This is a genomic window from Rhizobium sp. 862_C5_N1_2, assembly GCF_051811205.1.
GTDB lineage: Bacteria > Pseudomonadota > Alphaproteobacteria > Rhizobiales > Rhizobiaceae > Rhizobium > Rhizobium leguminosarum.
Genome location: NZ_JBPWPT010000001.1, coordinates 3719191 through 3735165 on the forward strand (window position 1 = coordinate 3719191; position 15975 = coordinate 3735165).

Genomic DNA, 15975 nt, shown 5'->3' on the forward strand with positions numbered 1-15975 from the left:
AATGAAGATCAAGAATTCGCTCAAGTCGCTCAAGGCTCGTCACCGTGACAACCGTCTGGTTCGCCGCAAGGGCCGCATCTACATCATCAACAAGCTGAACCCGCGCTTCAAGGCTCGTCAGGGCTGATTTCGCGCGTCCGGATCGCCTCGCCGCGCAGGTTGCGCCGGTAGATATATCCGGTGGGTCGCTGCGGCGATCACGTCAAATTTGTTTGATCTTCGGCGTTGGCGGGCTAATATGTCCGCCATGCGCTTTTTTGCTTTGACGTCAGCGGCACTGCCGCTCGCCCTCATCCTGCTCACCTCCCCCTTTCCCGCCGCCGCCGCGGAACAGTCGGCTGCCGCGACGAAAAAGGATGTCATCGTCGAACAGACGGATGTCAACGGTTCACCCAAGCAGCACCTCGACCAACTCTTCAGCCAGTTGAAGCGTGAACGCGACCCCGACAAGGCCAGCGGCATCGCCAATGAAATCCGCATGGAATGGAACGATTCCGGCAGTGCCACCGTCAATCTGCTGATGCAGTGGGCCGACAAGGCGATCGAGGAAAAGCGCAATCCCGCTGCCCTCGATTTCCTCGATGAGGCGATCGCGCTGAAACCCGATTATGCCGAAAGCTGGAACCGCCGCGCCACGCTGAATTTCGTCATGGGCAATTACCGCAAGTCGATGTCCGACATCGAACGTGTGCTCGATCTTGAGCCGCGCCATTTCGGCGCGCTCTCCGGCATGGCAGCGATTCTCAGCAATTCCGGCAACGACCAGCTGACCTTGAAGGCTTGGGAGCGTTTTCTCGATGTCTACCCCGCCGAACGCACCGCGCAGGAACAGGTCAACACGCTGGCGGAAAAACTCGCCGGCAATCGCACCTGATTCCCAGGCTGATATCTTGACGTTGGATCGCGCCGCGCAATTTAAATCATGTCGTGCAAAAGTGTGCAGCGGTTTGCGATAACGACATGCGTAAAACAAAGACCTGAGCGCGACGCGCTTTAGAATCTAGAGGGAACGATGTAGCGGTTTGTCCGCCTGCAGGTCATCCCGCAATTATCGCTCGTTGAGATCATGCTTGCAGAAGTTTCCGCTCTTCTCGCCCCACTCGCCGCCGCCATCGGTTACTCCACTTATAAGGCGCGGCAATTCGAACAGGCTTATCCGAATATCGGCGAACTGACGGATGTCGGCGGCTACCGCATGAATGCCGTCCACATCGAGCGTCCCCAAAATGCGGATCTGCCGGCACTGGTCTTCATTCACGGCGCCAGCGGCAATCTGCTCGATCAGGTCGTCGCCTTCCGCGCCGCACTCGAAGGCCGGGCAGAAATGCTGTTCGTCGATCGTCCCGGCCATGGTTATTCCGAGCGCGGCGGCCCCGAGAATGCCGTCCCCTCCGGCCAGGCCGATGCGATCGCCAGGCTGATGGAAAAGCGCGGCATCGAAAAGGCGATCATTGTCGGCCATTCCTTCGGCGGCGCGATCACCGCCGCCTTCGGCCTGCGCCATCCTGACAAGACATCAGGCCTGCTCTTCCTCGCGCCCGCCACCCATCCCTGGCCGGGCGGCATCGACTGGTACTATCACGTGGCGACGGTGCCGATTGTCGGCTGGCTCTTCAACCATGCGATCGTCGTGCCACTCGGGCTGAGCCGGCTGGAGCGCGGCACGCGGAACGTCTTCCGCCCTAATCCGCGCCCGGCCGACTACATCGAAAAAACCGGTCCGTCGCTCGTATTGCGCCCCGGCGCCTTCCAAAACAACGCCGCCGATTTCAAAAGGCTGCTCGCCTATGTGAAGGAGCAGTCGCTGCTCTATTCGCAGATCACCGCGCCGACCGTCATCATAACCGGCGACAGCGACGAGATCGTCTGGGAACACTTGCACTCGCGCGGCCTTGCCCGCGATATATCAGGCTCCGAACTCATCACCGTCAGCGGCGTCGGCCACAAGCCGGATTATCTCGCGACCGATGTCGCCATCGCCGCCATGGAAAAAATCGCCGGCAAGCCGCTCGACCTGCAGGCGGTTGCCCGCAGGGCCGAGGAGAGACTTGCCGCCGCATCACACAATCGGACGGTCGTAACCGTGCCGTCGTTGGGGCCAGGCGCCCTGCATGGCGCATGACCTCTCCGGCTTGGATTTCCGGCCCGCGAGACCGTCGGCGGTCCGCCTGAATGCTGCTTCAAGCGCTGAGACGCACACCGCCGTCGCAGGTGATGACATGGCCGCTCATGAAGCCATTTCCGATCAGGAAGGCGATCGCCTCTGCAATATCCTCCGGCCTGCCGACACGACCGACCGGCGTGCGGCCGGCGAAATCCGCAAAAACGCTGCCGCGCTGCTCCGGCGGCAGGAAACTCCACCACGGCGTATCGACGACCCCAGGTGAAACGCCGTTGACACGCAGCGGCTTCAACTCGGCGGCAAGCACCGGCACCATCGCCTCGATGCCGGCATTGACGGCCGCAAGTCCAGCCGTGCCAGGCATCGCTGCCTGCGCGCTGACTGCCGAAACGAAGGTGATGCTGCCGCCCGGCTGCAGCAGCGGCAGTGCTGCCTGGGCTGTCGCGGCATGCGGAATGAGCTTGGTCTGAAACCCGGCAAGCAGATCCGCCATGTCGAGCGTCGCGAAGGGTCCGGCGCCGTGACCGCTGCCCATCGCCAGCACGAGATGACCGAATGCGCCGATCCCGGCAAAAGCCTCCCCAAGGCCGGAAAGCTCCGCCGCATCGAGCACGAGGCTGCGCCGCTCGCCCTCGAGCGATGCCGTCGCCGCGGCAAGCTTTTCGCCGTCGCGGCCCGCAATGGTGACCGTGTAACCCTGTTTCAAAAGTAATTTCGCCGTGGCAAGGCCGATGCCGGAAGAACCGCCGATGACGACCACATGCTGCAAAGACATGATGCTGCTCCTTGAATTGATCGAGCCGCAGACGCTTCAACCACCTGCGACACCGGCATCATGCGCGGCCCGGAAACGGCAAACAGTTCCGGTTTTATCCTGGTATCAATACTGATATGATTCCTGCCATGGACCAGAGATCCGACACATTCGAAGCCCGCCGCCGTGAATTCGCAGCCTTCCTGCGCTCCCGTCGCGAACGGCTGACGCCCTCCGAGGTCGGTTTGCCGGAGGGGTTTCGCCGGCGCACGCCGGGTCTCCGGCGTGAGGAGCTCGCCATGCTCGCCGGCGTCGGCACCACCTGGTACACCTGGCTGGAACAGGGCCGCGACATCAGGCCCTCCATGCAGGTGCTCAACGCCCTTGCCGATGCGCTGCGCCTCGACGAGGCCGAGCGCCGACATCTCTTCACCCTCAACAATCGCCAAGCGCCGCAGGCAGTCTCATCCGCACCCGAATGCGTCGACGAGCCGCTGCAGCGCATGCTCGCCAACCTGACCCACCAACCGGCTTATGTACTTGGCCGCCGGTGGGACGTGCTCGCGTGGAACCGTGCCGCCGAGGTGCTGTTCGGCGGTTACGACACGCTCGACCGCGACGAGCGCAATACCATGCATCGCCTCTTTGCCGACCCCGCGCATCGCAAGCTGCTCGTCGACTGGGAGGCGGTTGCCCGCGTCTCGCTGGCGATGTTTCGCGCCGACTGCGCGTGTTATGCCGGCGATCCGGATTTCGAACGGCTGATCGCGCTGCTGAAACAGGCAAGCGCTGAATTTCGTGATTGGTGGCAGCGCCACGAGGTCGTCAATCCGCTGTCCGGCATAAAGCGCATCAACCATCCCCTCAAGGGCCGCATGTCCTTCGAGCATACCGGCCTGACACTGACGAGCCGGCCGGAGATGAAGCTCATCGTCTATACGCCGCTCGATCACGACGACACCAACCGGAAACTCGCCGAACTCCTCACGCTTTAAGTTTTGTTTTCGCATATCGTCGTCGCAAAGCCGCTGCACACTTTTGCGCGACATGCTTTAAAGCCAACCCCTTGCATTGCCTCAGACTGTCGCAGCCCCATATGTTTTTTCATCATTGTCCATAGGAGGAGAAATCATGGGCCGCCTGCATATCGGGACGATCTCCGTCATATCAGCATTGTCGCTGAGCCTTACCTCGGCTTTCGCCGCGTCGCCTGCGCCCGTAGAAGCCGAGCACGGCATGGTCGTCACCGCCCAGCATCTGGCGACCGATGTCGGTGTCGAGGTGCTGAAAAGCGGCGGCAACGCCGTCGATGCGGCGGTTGCCGTCGGCTATGCATTGGCAGTCGTCTATCCCGCGGCCGGCAATCTCGGCGGCGGCGGCTTCATGACCATCCGCCTGAAGGACGGCACGAAGACTTTCCTCGATTTTCGCGAACGCGCACCGCTTGCCGCAACGAAGACCATGTATCTCGATGCCAAGGGCGATATCGTGCCACGCGCCAGCCTCGACGGTTATCTCTCGGTCGGCGTGCCGGGCTCCGTCATGGGCTTTGAGACCGCGCGCGAGAAATACGGCACCAAATCGCGCCAGGATCTGATCGCGCCGGCACTTCGCTTCGCCAAAGAGGGTTTCACCCTGGAACAGGGCGACGCCGCAAGTTTCGCCGGCAACGCCAAGCGCCTCGCCAAGGATGAGGCGGCGGCAAAGATATTTCTGAAACCGGACGGCAAACCCTATGCATCCGGCGAAAAACTCCAGCAGCCGGACCTTGCTTCGGTCCTGGCAGGCATCTCCGAAAAAGGCTCCGATGCCTTCTACAAGGCCGCGCCCGCTGAGGCGATCGTCAAGGCGAGCCAGGCCAAAGGCGGCATCCTTGCCAAGGAGGATTTCGAGCAATATGCCGTGCGCGAATTGAAACCGATCGAGTGCAATTACCGCGGCTACGACATCATCTCCTCGCCGCCACCTTCCTCCGGCGGCGTCATCATCTGCGAGATCCTCAACGTTCTGGAAGGCTATCCGCTCTCCTATCTCGGCTATAACTCGGCCGAAACCGTGCACCTCATGGTCGAGGCGATGCGCTATGCCTATGTCGACCGCAACGCAGCACTCGGCGATCCCGATTTTGTCGAGAACCCGGTCGCCAAGCTTCTCGACAAGAAATATGCCCTGGAGACTGCCGCCAAGATCGACCCCTACAGGTCTGGCACCTCGGCGAACCTCAAACCGCTCGGCGGCAAGGAAAGCACCGAGACGACGCATTATTCGATCATCGACGACGAGGGCAATGCGGTTGCCGTCACCTATACGCTGAACGGCTCCTTCGGCGCCGGCGTCGTGGCACCCGGCACGGGCATCCTGCTCAACAACGAGATGGACGATTTCACCTCCAAGCCCGGCGTGCCGAACCTCTACGGACTGGTGCAGGGCGAAGCCAATGCCATCGCGCCGAAGAAGACGCCGCTCTCCTCGATGAGCCCGACGATCGTCACCCGGGACGGCAAGCCCTTCATGGTGATCGGCAGCCCCGGCGGCTCGCGCATCATCACCATCACGTTGGAAGCGATCCTCAATGTCGTCGATTTCGGCATGGATATCAGCCAGGCGGTCAACGCCCCGCGTCTCCACCACCAATGGCAGCCCGACAAGGTCTTTCTCGAACCCTATGCGCTTTCGCCCGATACCGAAAAGACGCTCGCCGCCATGGGCTACAGCTTCGATGGCGGCAATGACGCGCCGCAATGGGGCCAGGCCGCCGGCATCCTCGTCGGCGGCAAAAGCCTTGCCGCCATCGCGAAAGGCGGCGGCGCCCGCTACAACGGCGCCATGGATAGCCGCGCAGCGGAAGGGTCGGCAAGCGGCTACTGACGCTTCGGGGATCGCCCGATCAAACAGTCAGCGGAAGCGCAACGCGGTTCGAGAAGCAGCGGTGGCACCATTCATGTCACCGTGACAAAGTCGCCGTTCACAATTGGCTTGCCGCGCCCTATGCATGGGCGAACCCGCAAGCAGAAAGATTCCCGAATGGCCAGCATTGAAATGATTGTCGCAGCTCGCGCCCGTCTGCGCGGTCATGCAAGGCGCACGCCGCTTCTCTCCTCCCCTTTCCTCGATGAGATCGCCGGCCGGCGTCTGTTCGTGAAAGCCGAATGTCTGCAGCATTCCGGCTCATTCAAGTTTCGCGGCGGCTGGTCGGCCGTCTCCGGCCTTGATGCTGCGGTACGCTCGAAGGGCGTCATCGCCTTCTCCTCCGGCAACCACGCCCAGGGCGTTGCGCTTGCTGCCAAGCTGCACAATATCCCCTCCGTCATCATCATGCCGAGCGATGCGCCGAAGCTGAAGATCGCCAACACCCGTGCCTTCGGTGCTGAAGTGGTGCTCTACGACCGCGTCAACGAGGATCGCGACGAGATCGGCGCGAGGCTTTCGGCCGAGCGCGGCCTGACACTGATCAAGCCCTTCGACGAACCGCTTGTCATCGCCGGCCAGGGCACGACCGGCCTCGAAATCTCTGAGCAGGCTGGGGAGGAAGGCGTTACATCCGCCGAAGTCCTCGTTCCCTGCGGCGGCGGCGGATTGACCTCCGGCATCGCGCTCGCCCTTGAAGCCAGTTCCCCCGGCTTTCGTGTCCGCCCCTGCGAGCCCAAGGATTTCGACGACACCACCCGCTCGCTCGCCTCCGGCAAGATCGAACGCAACGCGACGGTGTCAGGCTCGATCTGCGATGCGATCGTTACCCCGCAGCCGGGCAACATCACCTTCCCGATCCTCAAGCGCCTCGCGGGCCCTGGCATCGTTGTCACCGACGAGGAGGCGCTACGCGCCATGGCGCTCGCCTTCACGCGGTTGAAGATCGTCGTCGAGCCTGGCGGCGCCGTGGCGCTCGCCGCCGCCCTTTTCCACGGCGAGGCGCTGGAAAGCGACACGATCGTCGCCGTCACCTCGGGTGGAAATGTCGATGCCGATATCTTCGCCATGGCGCTCGAACGGTTCGGCTAGACAGCGCGCAATCGGCCGCAAATGCCGTCAACGCTCTTGGGCCATCCGCAGCATATGCCGCGGATGGTTTTCGTCAGCACACCATCATGCCAGCTTGTAACGCTTGGCCGGCATGCTGCGGGACAGGTTGGGCATCAATGCCTGGCGCGCCTGCTCGTAGGCCGACAGCAAGCCTGCATCCTCAAGCGCCGGAATCGTTGCGAACTCACCTTGCTTAAGGCCGGCGAGCGATGCATCGACCATGTCTTCGGCCGACATTACGATCTCGTTCGGCAGATGCTCTATCGGCGTGCCGGCAATGCCCCAGAATTCCGTCGCCGTGGCCCCCGGTAGCACGGCCTGGATACGGATGTTCTTCTCCGCAAGCTCATGCTTCAGCGACTGGCTGAAGGCGAGCACGAACGCTTTCGTGGCGCCATAGACGCCGTTCAGGCGCTCTGGCGCAATCGCCACGATGGAAGCAATGTTAATGATCGTGCCACCGCCACGGGCAACGAAACCGGGAACGGCGGCATACGTCAGCCGCATCAGCGCCGTGACGTTGAGTTCGATCATCTTCTGCATCTTGTCGACATCGGCGGCGAGCAGCGGCGCCGTTCCGCCGACGCCGGCATTGTTGACCAGAAGCGTGATGCTCCGGTCTTGCTTCAGCACGCCTTCGACACGGGCGAGGTCGGCCGTGTTGCCGAGGTCAGCCACAACGGTCTCGACCGCCCTGCCCGTCTCCTCAGTCAGCCCGCTTGCCAAGGCCTTCAGCCGCTCGCCGTTACGGGCAACGATGATCAGGTCGTAACCCTGCTTTGCCAGCCTGTGCGCATAGACTGCGCCGATGCCCGAGGATGCGCCGGTTACCAGCGCAGTACCCTTGTATTCCTGTGTCATGATCCATCTCCTTCAATTGCGCCGGCGTCTGCCCTGCACTTGAGGAGAGTCATACTCCGGATTGTCAGCGTCCTGAATGTCATATATACCACCTTTTAGGACATAGGAGCTTAGCCATGCAGACCATCGCTTTCCTGCTCTATCCCGGCTTCCAGATCATGGGCCTGGCGGCCGTGTCGGCCTTCGAATTCACCAATCTGCATTTCCGCGAGAAGGTCTACGACATCCGCTACCTCTCGGAAGCCGGGGGGTCGCTGCGCACCTCGCTCGGCATGACGATCGAGACCGAGCCCTTCGGCGATCCCGGATTCGATACGCTGATTGTCACCGGCGCACCCGGCATTGCGTTGCCAAGCCCCGGCGAAAGCGGCTTCATTCGCGCGGCTCTTGGCGCCTCTCGCCGCATCGCTTCGATTTGCACCGGCACCTTCTTCCTCGCCGAAGCCGGCATTCTCGACGGCCGGCGCGCGACGACGCATTGGTATCTCGCCCGCCAAATGAAGGCGCGTTACCCAAAGATCAAGGTGGAAGAGGATCGCATCTTCATCATCGACGGTTCGGTCTGGACATCGGCCGGCATGACGGCCGGGATCGATCTGGCACTCGCCATGGTCGAGAAGGACCACGGCATTGAAGTCGCCCGCGCCGTGGCCCGAATGCTTGTCGTCTATCACCGCCGTTCCGGCGGCCAGTCGCAATTTTCCGCGCTGCTGGAGCTGGAACCGAAATCCGACCGCATCCAGAAGGCGCTCGACTTTGCCCGCGGCAATCTGAAATCGCAGCTTTCGGTCGAAGAACTGGCGGAAGCCGCCCATCTCAGCCCCCGTCAATTCAGCCGAGCTTTCCGCGCCGAAACCGGGCAGTCACCGGCCAAGGCCGTGGAAAATCTCAGGCTCGAAGCCGCCCGGCTGATGATGGAGCAGAGCCGCCATCCGATTGACGTCGTCGCCGACGAGACCGGCTTTGCCGACCGCGAGCGTATGCGCCGCGCTTTCCTGCGCGCCTTTGGCCAGCCGCCGCAGGCAATACGCCGCAACGCCCAGCAGGAACTGCAGATGTGAGCACCCAGCCTGCGACGGCTGGGTGCTTTCTGTCCTCGCTACTGTTGCTGAAGCGCCCGGCGGATCGCGATCTCGACCGGCGAATAGGCGCCGTCCTCCCGTTCGAGCCGGAGAGGTTCAGAAGGCGCAAGGCCGGGCTGCGCCATGAAGCGCGGCTGCCTGCCGCGATGCATCTGCGCTGCATGGATGACGAACGGATGGCACAGATAGACCGTGCCAGCCGGGCCCGTCGCTAACGCCAGCGGCCGGTCCTCCCCCACATGCTCCAGCCAGAGGTACGCCATTCCCGCCTCGCCCGCTGGTGCCAGGAGGCGTGCGATATCCTTGTGCGAACCGACGCGGATGCGGGTCGGCGCGTCCTCCTCTCCGACATCCGAGAACAGGAAAAGCATCAGCAACGCCCGCCCGCGCGAGGTGATGTTCACCCGCCAGGCAGAAAAATCCCGCTGCTCGTTTGGATCGGAACCCTCGCCGGGAAAGCTGAGGTCGACATGCCAGCCGGCATCACCGGGATCATCGGAATGGGGGAAGCGCACCGGAAAACTGCCAAGTCCATTGCGCGGCTCCCAGCGACCGGTGCCGACGAGCTGGTCGAAGGCCGAATGCAATACCGGCGTGTTGACGGCTTTCTCAAACGGCCCGCCGCCATAGCCGGCAAGTCGCACGACGGGCTGCGTCCACGTGCTTGGATCATCAGCAGCGAAGGGAATGTCACGCCACATGATGGCACGGGCTTCCTCGGCCAATGCGGGGGGAAAAGCGTCGTCGATCCTGACGAAACCGTCCTCGATGAATCGCTCGATCTGCGCAGCACTCAGTGCCGGCGGGTAAACATCTGCTGTCATGAAATATCTCTCTATCGCCAAACCTGCCGGCTCTTTCCTTGGCCAGACGCAGGGTGGTTACATCCACGGCAACGCACCAGCCACGAAGGCTGGTCAGCGGCCGCATCTTCTGATGCCCGAAGGCAGAGCCTTAGAGGCTCAAGAAGAAGACCGAAGCGATATTGAGGGTGAACGTCTTCATAGCGGTTCGAGGCTATAGGCTTGCGCCCGAGGGGTCAATGCGGAGATGTCAGGCCAACACCTCGCGCAGCGCGCCATGCACCGACAGAAGCACGAGCTCGGCAAGCCGGGCCACAGCCGGTTGCGGTTCGGCTTCCGCCCGATGCAGGACCAGACCGAGCTTCGGCAAATCCGGCAGGCCGATCGTCTCCGGCGCGAGCGGCCGGACCTTCGCCGGCAGGCCGATCGGCGTGCGGATGGTGAGACCGAGGCCTGCCGCGGTCGCGGCCCAGAGACCGCCGAGACTGGGACTGACAAAGGCGAGCCGCCAGGAAATGCCCGCCTCATCAAGCGCCTTGGTCGCTGCACTGCGCAACAGGCACGGTGCCTCCAGCGAGGCAAGCGGCATCGGCTCGCCGCTTGCGGCTTGCCAGCCCGGCTGGCCCTCCGAAGGCCCGATCCAGCGCATCGGCACTTCGCCGATCCGCTCGCAATGCGCCGTCAGCGTGCCATCGCTCCAGGCAAGCGCCAGATCGAGCTTGCCCGACGTGACGCGCTCGAGCAGTTCGGCATTGCGCACCACCCGCGCTTCGATCCGGACCTTCGGATGCGCACGCGCAAAGCGGCCGAGCACATCAGGCAGCAGGGTCTCACCGAAATCCTCCTGTAGGCCGAGCCGCACCCAGCCTTCCAGCTCGACGCTGTTGACGGCCGCAGCCGCCTCGTCGTTGAGTTCCAGCAGCCGCCTGGCATAACCAAGCATCGTCTCGCCGGCATCCGTCAGCGCCAGCCCGCGCCCCACCTTGCGGAAGATCGGCGTGCCCGCCTGTTCCTCCAGCTTCTTCAGCTGCGCACTCACTGCCGAGGTCGAACGCCCGAGCCGCTCGGCCGCCTTGGCGAAATTGCCGAGTTCCATGCCGGTTGAAAAGGTTCGAAGCACATCGAGATCGAAGATCGTCCGTCGCATTACATAATCCCATTTTTCAGGATCATTAGTTCATAAAATTCTGATTTTCGGCATCATCGTGCCGTGCAATGGTTCAGCTGTCAAGGCCGACGGACGGCCTGAACCATGGAGATCCCGATGCCCTTCGTTCGCATTTCCCTTCGCAGAGGCAAGTCGCCGGACTACCTCATGGCGCTGGCCGACAACATCCAGCGCGCTCTGGTCGAGACCTTCGACGTGCCCGAAAACGACCACTTCCAGGCCATTCATCAGCATGACGAGAACGAGCTGATCTTCGACCGCAGCTATCTCGCCGGCCCGCGCTCGGACGACTTCGTCTATATCTCGATCACGATCGGCAGGCCTCGCACCGGCGAGATGAAGGCGGCGCTCTATCGGCGGCTCGCCGATCTCCTGGCGCAATCGCCGGGCCTCCGGCCTGAGGATGTGATGATCGTCATCAGCACCAGCGTGCCGGAAGACTGGTCCTTCGGCGACGGCATTGCCCAGATGACCGACCCAGACTGGCGGCTTCGTGTGGCTGGAGGCCGGCAATGAGCCCTTCGAACCCGAAGACCATGACCATCAGGCGCCCCGGCAAGGCAATCCGCTCGCCGGAGGGCGTCGCGACTGCGCCCTTCTGGGTCGAGATGCTGCTCGAAGGCAGCGCCGATGGCGAGAACACCGCAATGCGCGCCGCGCTCGATCCCGGCACCATTACCCGCTGGCACACGCATCCCAGAGGCCAGTTGCTCTATGCGCTTTCGGGCCATGGGTTGGCGCAGAACGACGGCGGTCCGATCGAAGCATTGCGTGCCGGCGATGCCGTCTGGTTTGCCCCCGGCGAGCGTCACTGGCATGGCGCAGCCGACGACAGCCCCTTCAGCTATATCAGCGTCCAGCCGACGGAAAACGGCAGCATCGTCGAATGGCTGCAACCGGTGGAGGGACAGTCATGATCACCATGCAGTACAGCTTCACCCTGCCCGCCGACTACGACATGTCGATCATCGACCGCCGCATCCGCGACAAGGGTCCGTTGCTCGACGGCTTTCCCAATCTCGGTTTCAAAGCCTATCTCAGCGCCCGCAAGGGAGAGTTCGGCAGCCACGACAATCTCTATGCGCCCTTCTATCTCTGGCAGAGGCCGGAAGGAGCAAGCGACTTCCTCTGCGGCCCAGGTTTCGAGGCTCTCACCAGCGCCTTCGGCTGGCCACAGGTGAGGACTTGGATCGTCTGGCAGGCAGAAATCTCAGCTGATATCGCCTCAGCCAAGTTCGCCACACGCGATGTCCTGCAGACAGAGCCTTATGCGCCGCTCGCCGATATCCGCCGCGCCGAAAGCGCGCAGGCTGGTGCCGACGTTGCGACAGGCGACGCGCTCGCCTCCGTCTCCGGCTTCGAACCGACCACCTGGACGCGGGTGTGCTTCAGACTGTGGCGAGAAATTCCCGAGATCGGCGAGCACACGCAGGCCTATCGCGTCGGCCACCTATCCCTGGCTCGACCCTGAACTCAGACGGTTGCCCGGCGATACAATGCCAGCGAGCCGGCAAGCGCCAGTAGCGCGCCACCGCAGGCCCGCTCCAGCCACATGGCGCCTGAGGTCTTGAGGAACCGTACCGCCTGCGAACCGAAGAAGGCGTAGCCGAACATGATGAGGAAATCGAGCACGGCAAAGACCAGCGCAAGCAGCGCATATTGCGTTGCCTGCGGCAGGCTCGGGTCGATGAACTGCGGCAGGAAGGCCGAAAAGAACAAGTAGCCCTTCGGATTGGTCGCCGCGACCATGAAACTCTTCAGCCCGATCGAGAAGGGCGAAGTCGCACCCGCAGGCGCTCCGGACTTCAACGCCGCATCGATCGTGCCCTTCGAACGCAGCAGCATGATGCCGAGAAAGGCGAGATAGGCAGCACCTGCCCATTTCAGCATCGAGAACCAGAATTCCGACGCAGCGAGCAGCGCACCGAGTCCGATCGCGACGGCGCCGATCAGCACGAAATCGGACAGCACCGCGCCGATCATGCCGGCAACTGCGCGGCGCAGGCCATGCCGAGAACCATTGGTCAGCGCAAGCAGCACCGTTGGCCCCGGCGTCGCGATGCCGACAAAGGAAACGGCTGCAAAAGCCAGAAGCGTGACGATATCCATGATGCTCCTCCGAACCCAGAGCATGTCCTGCTCCAGGGACCGAAACTTGCATGCGCCGCCAAGCTTGGCAATGCCGACCCGTCAACGAAAAAGCCCGCCGCCTCTTCAGGCAGCGGGCTCTCCAAGGCATACGATTGGATCAGACGCCGCTCTGGCCGTCGGAGCCGATATAGGCAATGCGGATCATGTTGGTGGCACCGGGCGTGCCGAGCGGCACGCCGGCCGAGATGATGATGCGATCGCCCGGCTTGCCGAAGCCTTCGTCCGCGACGATGCGGCAAGCGCGGTTGACCATGTCGTCGAGATCGGTCGCGTCATGGGTGACCACGCAATGCAGGCCCCAGACGACGGCAAGGCGGCGTGCCGTCTTGATGATCGGCGACAGCGCCAGGATCGGCACCTGCGGACGCTCACGCGAGGCGCGAAGGCCTGTCGTACCCGACGAAGTGTAACAGACGATCGCCGACAGCTTCAGCGTCTCGGCGATCTGACGGGCAGCAAGCGAGATTGCATCGGCACCGGTCGCTTCCGGCTGGGCACGCTGGGCATAGATGATGCCGGGATAATGCGGCTCGCGCTCGATGGCGGTGGCAATCGACGCCATCGTCGCGACAGCTTCGACGGGATAGTCGCCCGAGGCCGACTCGGCCGAGAGCATGACGGCATCCGCACCTTCGAAGACGGCGGTCGCGACGTCGGAAACTTCGGCGCGTGTCGGCACCGGCGCTGAGATCATCGATTCCAGCATCTGCGTGGCGACGACCACCGGCTTGCCCGAACGGCGGCAGGCACGGATCAGCTGCTTCTGGATGCCGGGAACCGATTCCAGCGGCATTTCGACGCCGAGATCGCCGCGGGCGACCATCAATGCGTCGGAAAGCTCGATGATTTCCTCGATGCGCTCGAGAGCCTGCGGCTTTTCGATCTTCGACATCAGGCCGACACGGCCACGGGCGATCTTGCGCACTTCGGCAAGGTCGTCGGGACGCTGGACGAAGGAAAGCGCCACCCAGTCGACATCGTCGGTGGCGAGCACCGCATCGAGGTCGGCGCGGTCCTTATCCGTCAATGCGCCGACGCCGAGCAACGTGTCGGGAAGGCTGACGCCCTTGCGGTCGGAGATGCGCGTGCCTGAAATAACAGTGGTGACGATGCTCTTGCCGTCGCATTTTTCTGCGCGCAGGGCGAGCTTGCCGTCATCGATCAGCAGACGGTGGCCGGGCTGGACCGACTCGAGGATCTCGGGGTGCGGCAGATAGACGCGGTTCTGGTCGCCGAGCGCTTCGTTGTTGTCGAGCGTGAAGGTCTGGCCGGGCTTCAGGTCCACCTTGCTGTCGACGAACTTGCCGACACGCAGTTTCGGTCCCTGCAGGTCGGCGAGAATGCCGATCGGCCGGCCGGAGCGCGCCTCGACCGAGCGAATGCGCTGGATAAGCGTACGCATCAGGTCGTGGCTCGCATGGCTCATATTGATGCGGAAGACATCGGCACCGGCCTGGTGCAGCTTCTCGATCATCGATTCCTCGGAGGAGGCTGGCCCGAGGGTGGCGAGGATTTTAACTTTGCGATTACGCTTCATCAATTCTGGCTTTCTTGCGTCCCTGGGGTGTCGGAGAGCTGAACCATCCAGCTACCCTGGCGGCCCGTATCATATTCCTTGAATCCCATCTTCTGGTAACCGCGGGCATAACAATCCTGCACACCCGTGATTTTGAATTCGTTTTCCGCCACGCACATCTGCACGTCACCCGTCCATCGCCCTCCCCGGGCGGCGTCCTCTGCGTAGAGGTAGTAATAGCGCGACTGCAATTCTCCCTCGATCAGCGTGGCGCAGGTCGTTGCCGGCACCTGCCACCAGCCCTCCGTCACCCAGCCATCCTTGGCCCGGTATCCGATCGCGACGCCGACGAGATTCTGTGTTCCGTTGCAGACGCGAAAATCGGCGCGTGCGGCGTCTGCGATGAAAAACGGCATGGCGGCTGCAAGAGCGAACAGAGCGAGACGGACCAGCGGTCCGGACCGCGTGAGGAAACTTGGCGCGGCTTGGATCAACACGGCTCCCAAATAGCTCCACGGTTATTCGTATCCGTGTCTTCTTGCGCCGCCGTCAAGCGAAAGTCAACGCAATGCTAATCGATTATATTTCCTTTCATAACCACCCGTCGAGGGTCGGGCTCAACCTCTCCCCACCTGCCGCGCTTGAACCTGCCGCAGGCGCATGCGATCACTGCGCCCGGCGGCGCAATGACGAACGGCAATTCCCTGATGGACGACTTCCAATCTTTCGAAATCCTATCCGGTAAACATGACAAAGGCATGGTGATCCTCGCAGATCACGCGATGAACCGCCTTCCCGCGCGATATGGCAGGCTCGGACTGCCCGACGCGGCCTTCGCCCGCCACATTGCCTATGACATCGGTATCGAGGGCCTGACGCGGCAGCTTTCGGCAAAACTCGGCGTTCCCGCCGTGCTCGGCGGTTTTTCACGCCTGCTGATCGACCCGAACCGCGGCGAAGACGATCCGACGCTGATCATGAAAATATCAGACGGCGCCGTCATATCAGGCAATCATCCGATCACGCCGCAGGAATGGGACTACCGCATCGAAACCTTCCATCGCCCCTATCACGACGCCGTGGCCGCAACGATCGACAAAGTGGCGAATGCCACCGGCAGGGCGCCGCTGGTGCTGTCGCTGCACTCCTTCACACCGGCCTGGAAAGGCATTCCCCGCCCTTGGCACGCTGCCGTCCTCTGGGACAGCGACCATCGCGCCGTCGGCCCGCTGCTCGACATGCTGCGCGCCGATCCCGATCTCGCCGTCGGCGACAACGAACCCTATGACGGCGCGCTGAAGGGCGATACCATGTACCGCCATTGCATGATCACCGGCATTCCGCATGCGCTGCTCGAGGTGCGCCAGGATCTGATCGCAGACGAGACCGGCATATCGGCATGGGCCGAACGCTTGGCGCCGATCTTTGCGGCGATGAATGCCGATCCCGCCTTGCACGGATACGACGTTCACCTGTCGCGCACCGGCCCCTATTAAAC

18 protein-coding genes are annotated in these 15975 nt (G+C 62.8%); 11 read left to right on the top strand and 7 right to left on the bottom strand.

The window, feature by feature from the left end:
* Nucleotide 1: 1 nt before the first annotated feature.
* The 3 genes from ykgO to ACD590_RS18575 all read left to right on the top strand — a co-directional run bounded on the left by ykgO (nt 2) and on the right by ACD590_RS18575 (nt 2122).
* The gene (gene ykgO, locus ACD590_RS18565) at nt 2-127 is read left to right on the top strand and encodes a type B 50S ribosomal protein L36 (protein WP_003566454.1); all 126 of its coding nucleotides are present in this window, start codon (nt 2-4) and stop codon (nt 125-127) included.
* Nucleotides 128-238: 111 nt separating this feature from the next.
* On the top strand, nt 239-874 hold the full coding sequence (locus tag ACD590_RS18570; RefSeq protein ID WP_018243502.1) for a tetratricopeptide repeat protein: 636 nt from the start codon (nt 239-241) through the stop codon (nt 872-874).
* Between the two features lie 192 nt (nt 875-1066).
* Nucleotides 1067-2122, top strand: coding sequence for an alpha/beta fold hydrolase (locus ACD590_RS18575; RefSeq protein WP_247266011.1), 1056 nt, complete (start codon nt 1067-1069; stop codon nt 2120-2122).
* A gap of 58 nt (nt 2123-2180) precedes the next feature.
* Here ACD590_RS18575 and ACD590_RS18580 read toward each other — a convergent pair whose 3' ends face one another.
* Nucleotides 2181-2897 carry an SDR family oxidoreductase gene (locus tag ACD590_RS18580; RefSeq protein ID WP_018445959.1) on the bottom strand — a complete coding sequence of 239 codons (717 nt, stop codon included), beginning with the start codon at nt 2895-2897 and terminating at the stop codon, nt 2181-2183.
* A 116-nt stretch (nt 2898-3013) separates the two neighbouring features.
* On the opposite strand from ACD590_RS18580, the gene ACD590_RS18585 reads away from it, so the two are divergent.
* From ACD590_RS18585 to ACD590_RS18595, 3 genes are all read left to right on the top strand, one after another.
* Nucleotides 3014-3871: a helix-turn-helix transcriptional regulator gene (locus tag ACD590_RS18585; protein WP_439003146.1), complete on the top strand. Its 858-nt coding sequence runs from the start codon at nt 3014-3016 to the stop codon at nt 3869-3871.
* A gap of 136 nt (nt 3872-4007) precedes the next feature.
* Nucleotides 4008-5744: a gamma-glutamyltransferase gene (gene ggt / locus ACD590_RS18590; protein WP_018445961.1), complete on the top strand. Its 1737-nt coding sequence runs from the start codon at nt 4008-4010 to the stop codon at nt 5742-5744.
* Nucleotides 5745-5900: 156 nt separating this feature from the next.
* Nucleotides 5901-6875: a threonine ammonia-lyase gene (locus ACD590_RS18595; protein WP_018243507.1), complete on the top strand. Its 975-nt coding sequence runs from the start codon at nt 5901-5903 to the stop codon at nt 6873-6875.
* 84 nt (nt 6876-6959) lie between these two features.
* Here the strand turns inward: ACD590_RS18595 and ACD590_RS18600 are convergent, their stop codons facing one another.
* Nucleotides 6960-7757, bottom strand: a complete 798-nt coding sequence (locus ACD590_RS18600; protein WP_018445963.1) for an SDR family NAD(P)-dependent oxidoreductase — start codon at nt 7755-7757, stop codon at nt 6960-6962.
* A 116-nt stretch (nt 7758-7873) separates the two neighbouring features.
* Here ACD590_RS18600 and ACD590_RS18605 point away from each other — a divergent pair, with 116 nt between their 5' ends.
* Nucleotides 7874-8818: a GlxA family transcriptional regulator gene (locus ACD590_RS18605; RefSeq protein ID WP_130759001.1), complete on the top strand. Its 945-nt coding sequence runs from the start codon at nt 7874-7876 to the stop codon at nt 8816-8818.
* A 38-nt stretch (nt 8819-8856) separates the two neighbouring features.
* Here ACD590_RS18605 and ACD590_RS18610 read toward each other — a convergent pair whose 3' ends face one another.
* Both ACD590_RS18610 and ACD590_RS18615 read right to left on the bottom strand, forming a co-directional pair.
* On the bottom strand, nt 8857-9663 hold the full coding sequence (locus tag ACD590_RS18610) for a phytanoyl-CoA dioxygenase family protein (protein WP_130717810.1): 807 nt from the start codon (nt 9661-9663) through the stop codon (nt 8857-8859).
* Between the two features lie 229 nt (nt 9664-9892).
* The gene (locus tag ACD590_RS18615) at nt 9893-10789 is read right to left on the bottom strand and encodes a LysR substrate-binding domain-containing protein (protein ID WP_439003147.1); all 897 of its coding nucleotides are present in this window, start codon (nt 10787-10789) and stop codon (nt 9893-9895) included.
* A gap of 117 nt (nt 10790-10906) precedes the next feature.
* On the opposite strand from ACD590_RS18615, the gene ACD590_RS18620 reads away from it, so the two are divergent.
* Genes ACD590_RS18620 through ACD590_RS18630 form a run of 3 tightly spaced genes read left to right on the top strand, consistent with a single transcriptional unit; the run spans nt 10907 to nt 12281 of the window.
* Nucleotides 10907-11326: a tautomerase family protein gene (locus tag ACD590_RS18620; RefSeq protein ID WP_439003148.1), complete on the top strand. Its 420-nt coding sequence runs from the start codon at nt 10907-10909 to the stop codon at nt 11324-11326.
* Entirely contained in the window at nt 11323-11727 is a 405-nt protein-coding gene (locus ACD590_RS18625; protein ID WP_317277949.1) for a cupin domain-containing protein, read from the top strand. Before ACD590_RS18620 ends, ACD590_RS18625 begins: the two co-directional genes overlap by 4 nt.
* The gene (locus tag ACD590_RS18630) at nt 11724-12281 is read left to right on the top strand and encodes a DUF4865 family protein (RefSeq protein WP_439003149.1); all 558 of its coding nucleotides are present in this window, start codon (nt 11724-11726) and stop codon (nt 12279-12281) included. The genes ACD590_RS18625 and ACD590_RS18630 overlap by 4 nt, the downstream gene beginning before the upstream one ends.
* Before the next feature lie 2 nt (nt 12282-12283).
* Here the strand turns inward: ACD590_RS18630 and ACD590_RS18635 are convergent, their stop codons facing one another.
* From ACD590_RS18635 to ACD590_RS18645, 3 genes are all read right to left on the bottom strand, one after another.
* Nucleotides 12284-12919: a LysE family translocator gene (locus ACD590_RS18635; RefSeq protein WP_018243515.1), complete on the bottom strand. Its 636-nt coding sequence runs from the start codon at nt 12917-12919 to the stop codon at nt 12284-12286.
* Between the two features lie 139 nt (nt 12920-13058).
* Nucleotides 13059-14498 carry a pyruvate kinase gene (gene pyk / locus ACD590_RS18640; RefSeq protein WP_018243516.1) on the bottom strand — a complete coding sequence of 480 codons (1440 nt, stop codon included), beginning with the start codon at nt 14496-14498 and terminating at the stop codon, nt 13059-13061.
* The gene (locus ACD590_RS18645) at nt 14498-14983 is read right to left on the bottom strand and encodes a DUF1036 domain-containing protein (protein ID WP_017967841.1); all 486 of its coding nucleotides are present in this window, start codon (nt 14981-14983) and stop codon (nt 14498-14500) included. The genes pyk and ACD590_RS18645 overlap by 1 nt, the downstream gene beginning before the upstream one ends.
* A gap of 201 nt (nt 14984-15184) precedes the next feature.
* On the opposite strand from ACD590_RS18645, the gene ACD590_RS18650 reads away from it, so the two are divergent.
* The gene (locus ACD590_RS18650; protein WP_439003559.1) at nt 15185-15973 is read left to right on the top strand and encodes an N-formylglutamate amidohydrolase; all 789 of its coding nucleotides are present in this window, start codon (nt 15185-15187) and stop codon (nt 15971-15973) included.
* Nucleotides 15974-15975 lie beyond the last annotated feature (2 nt).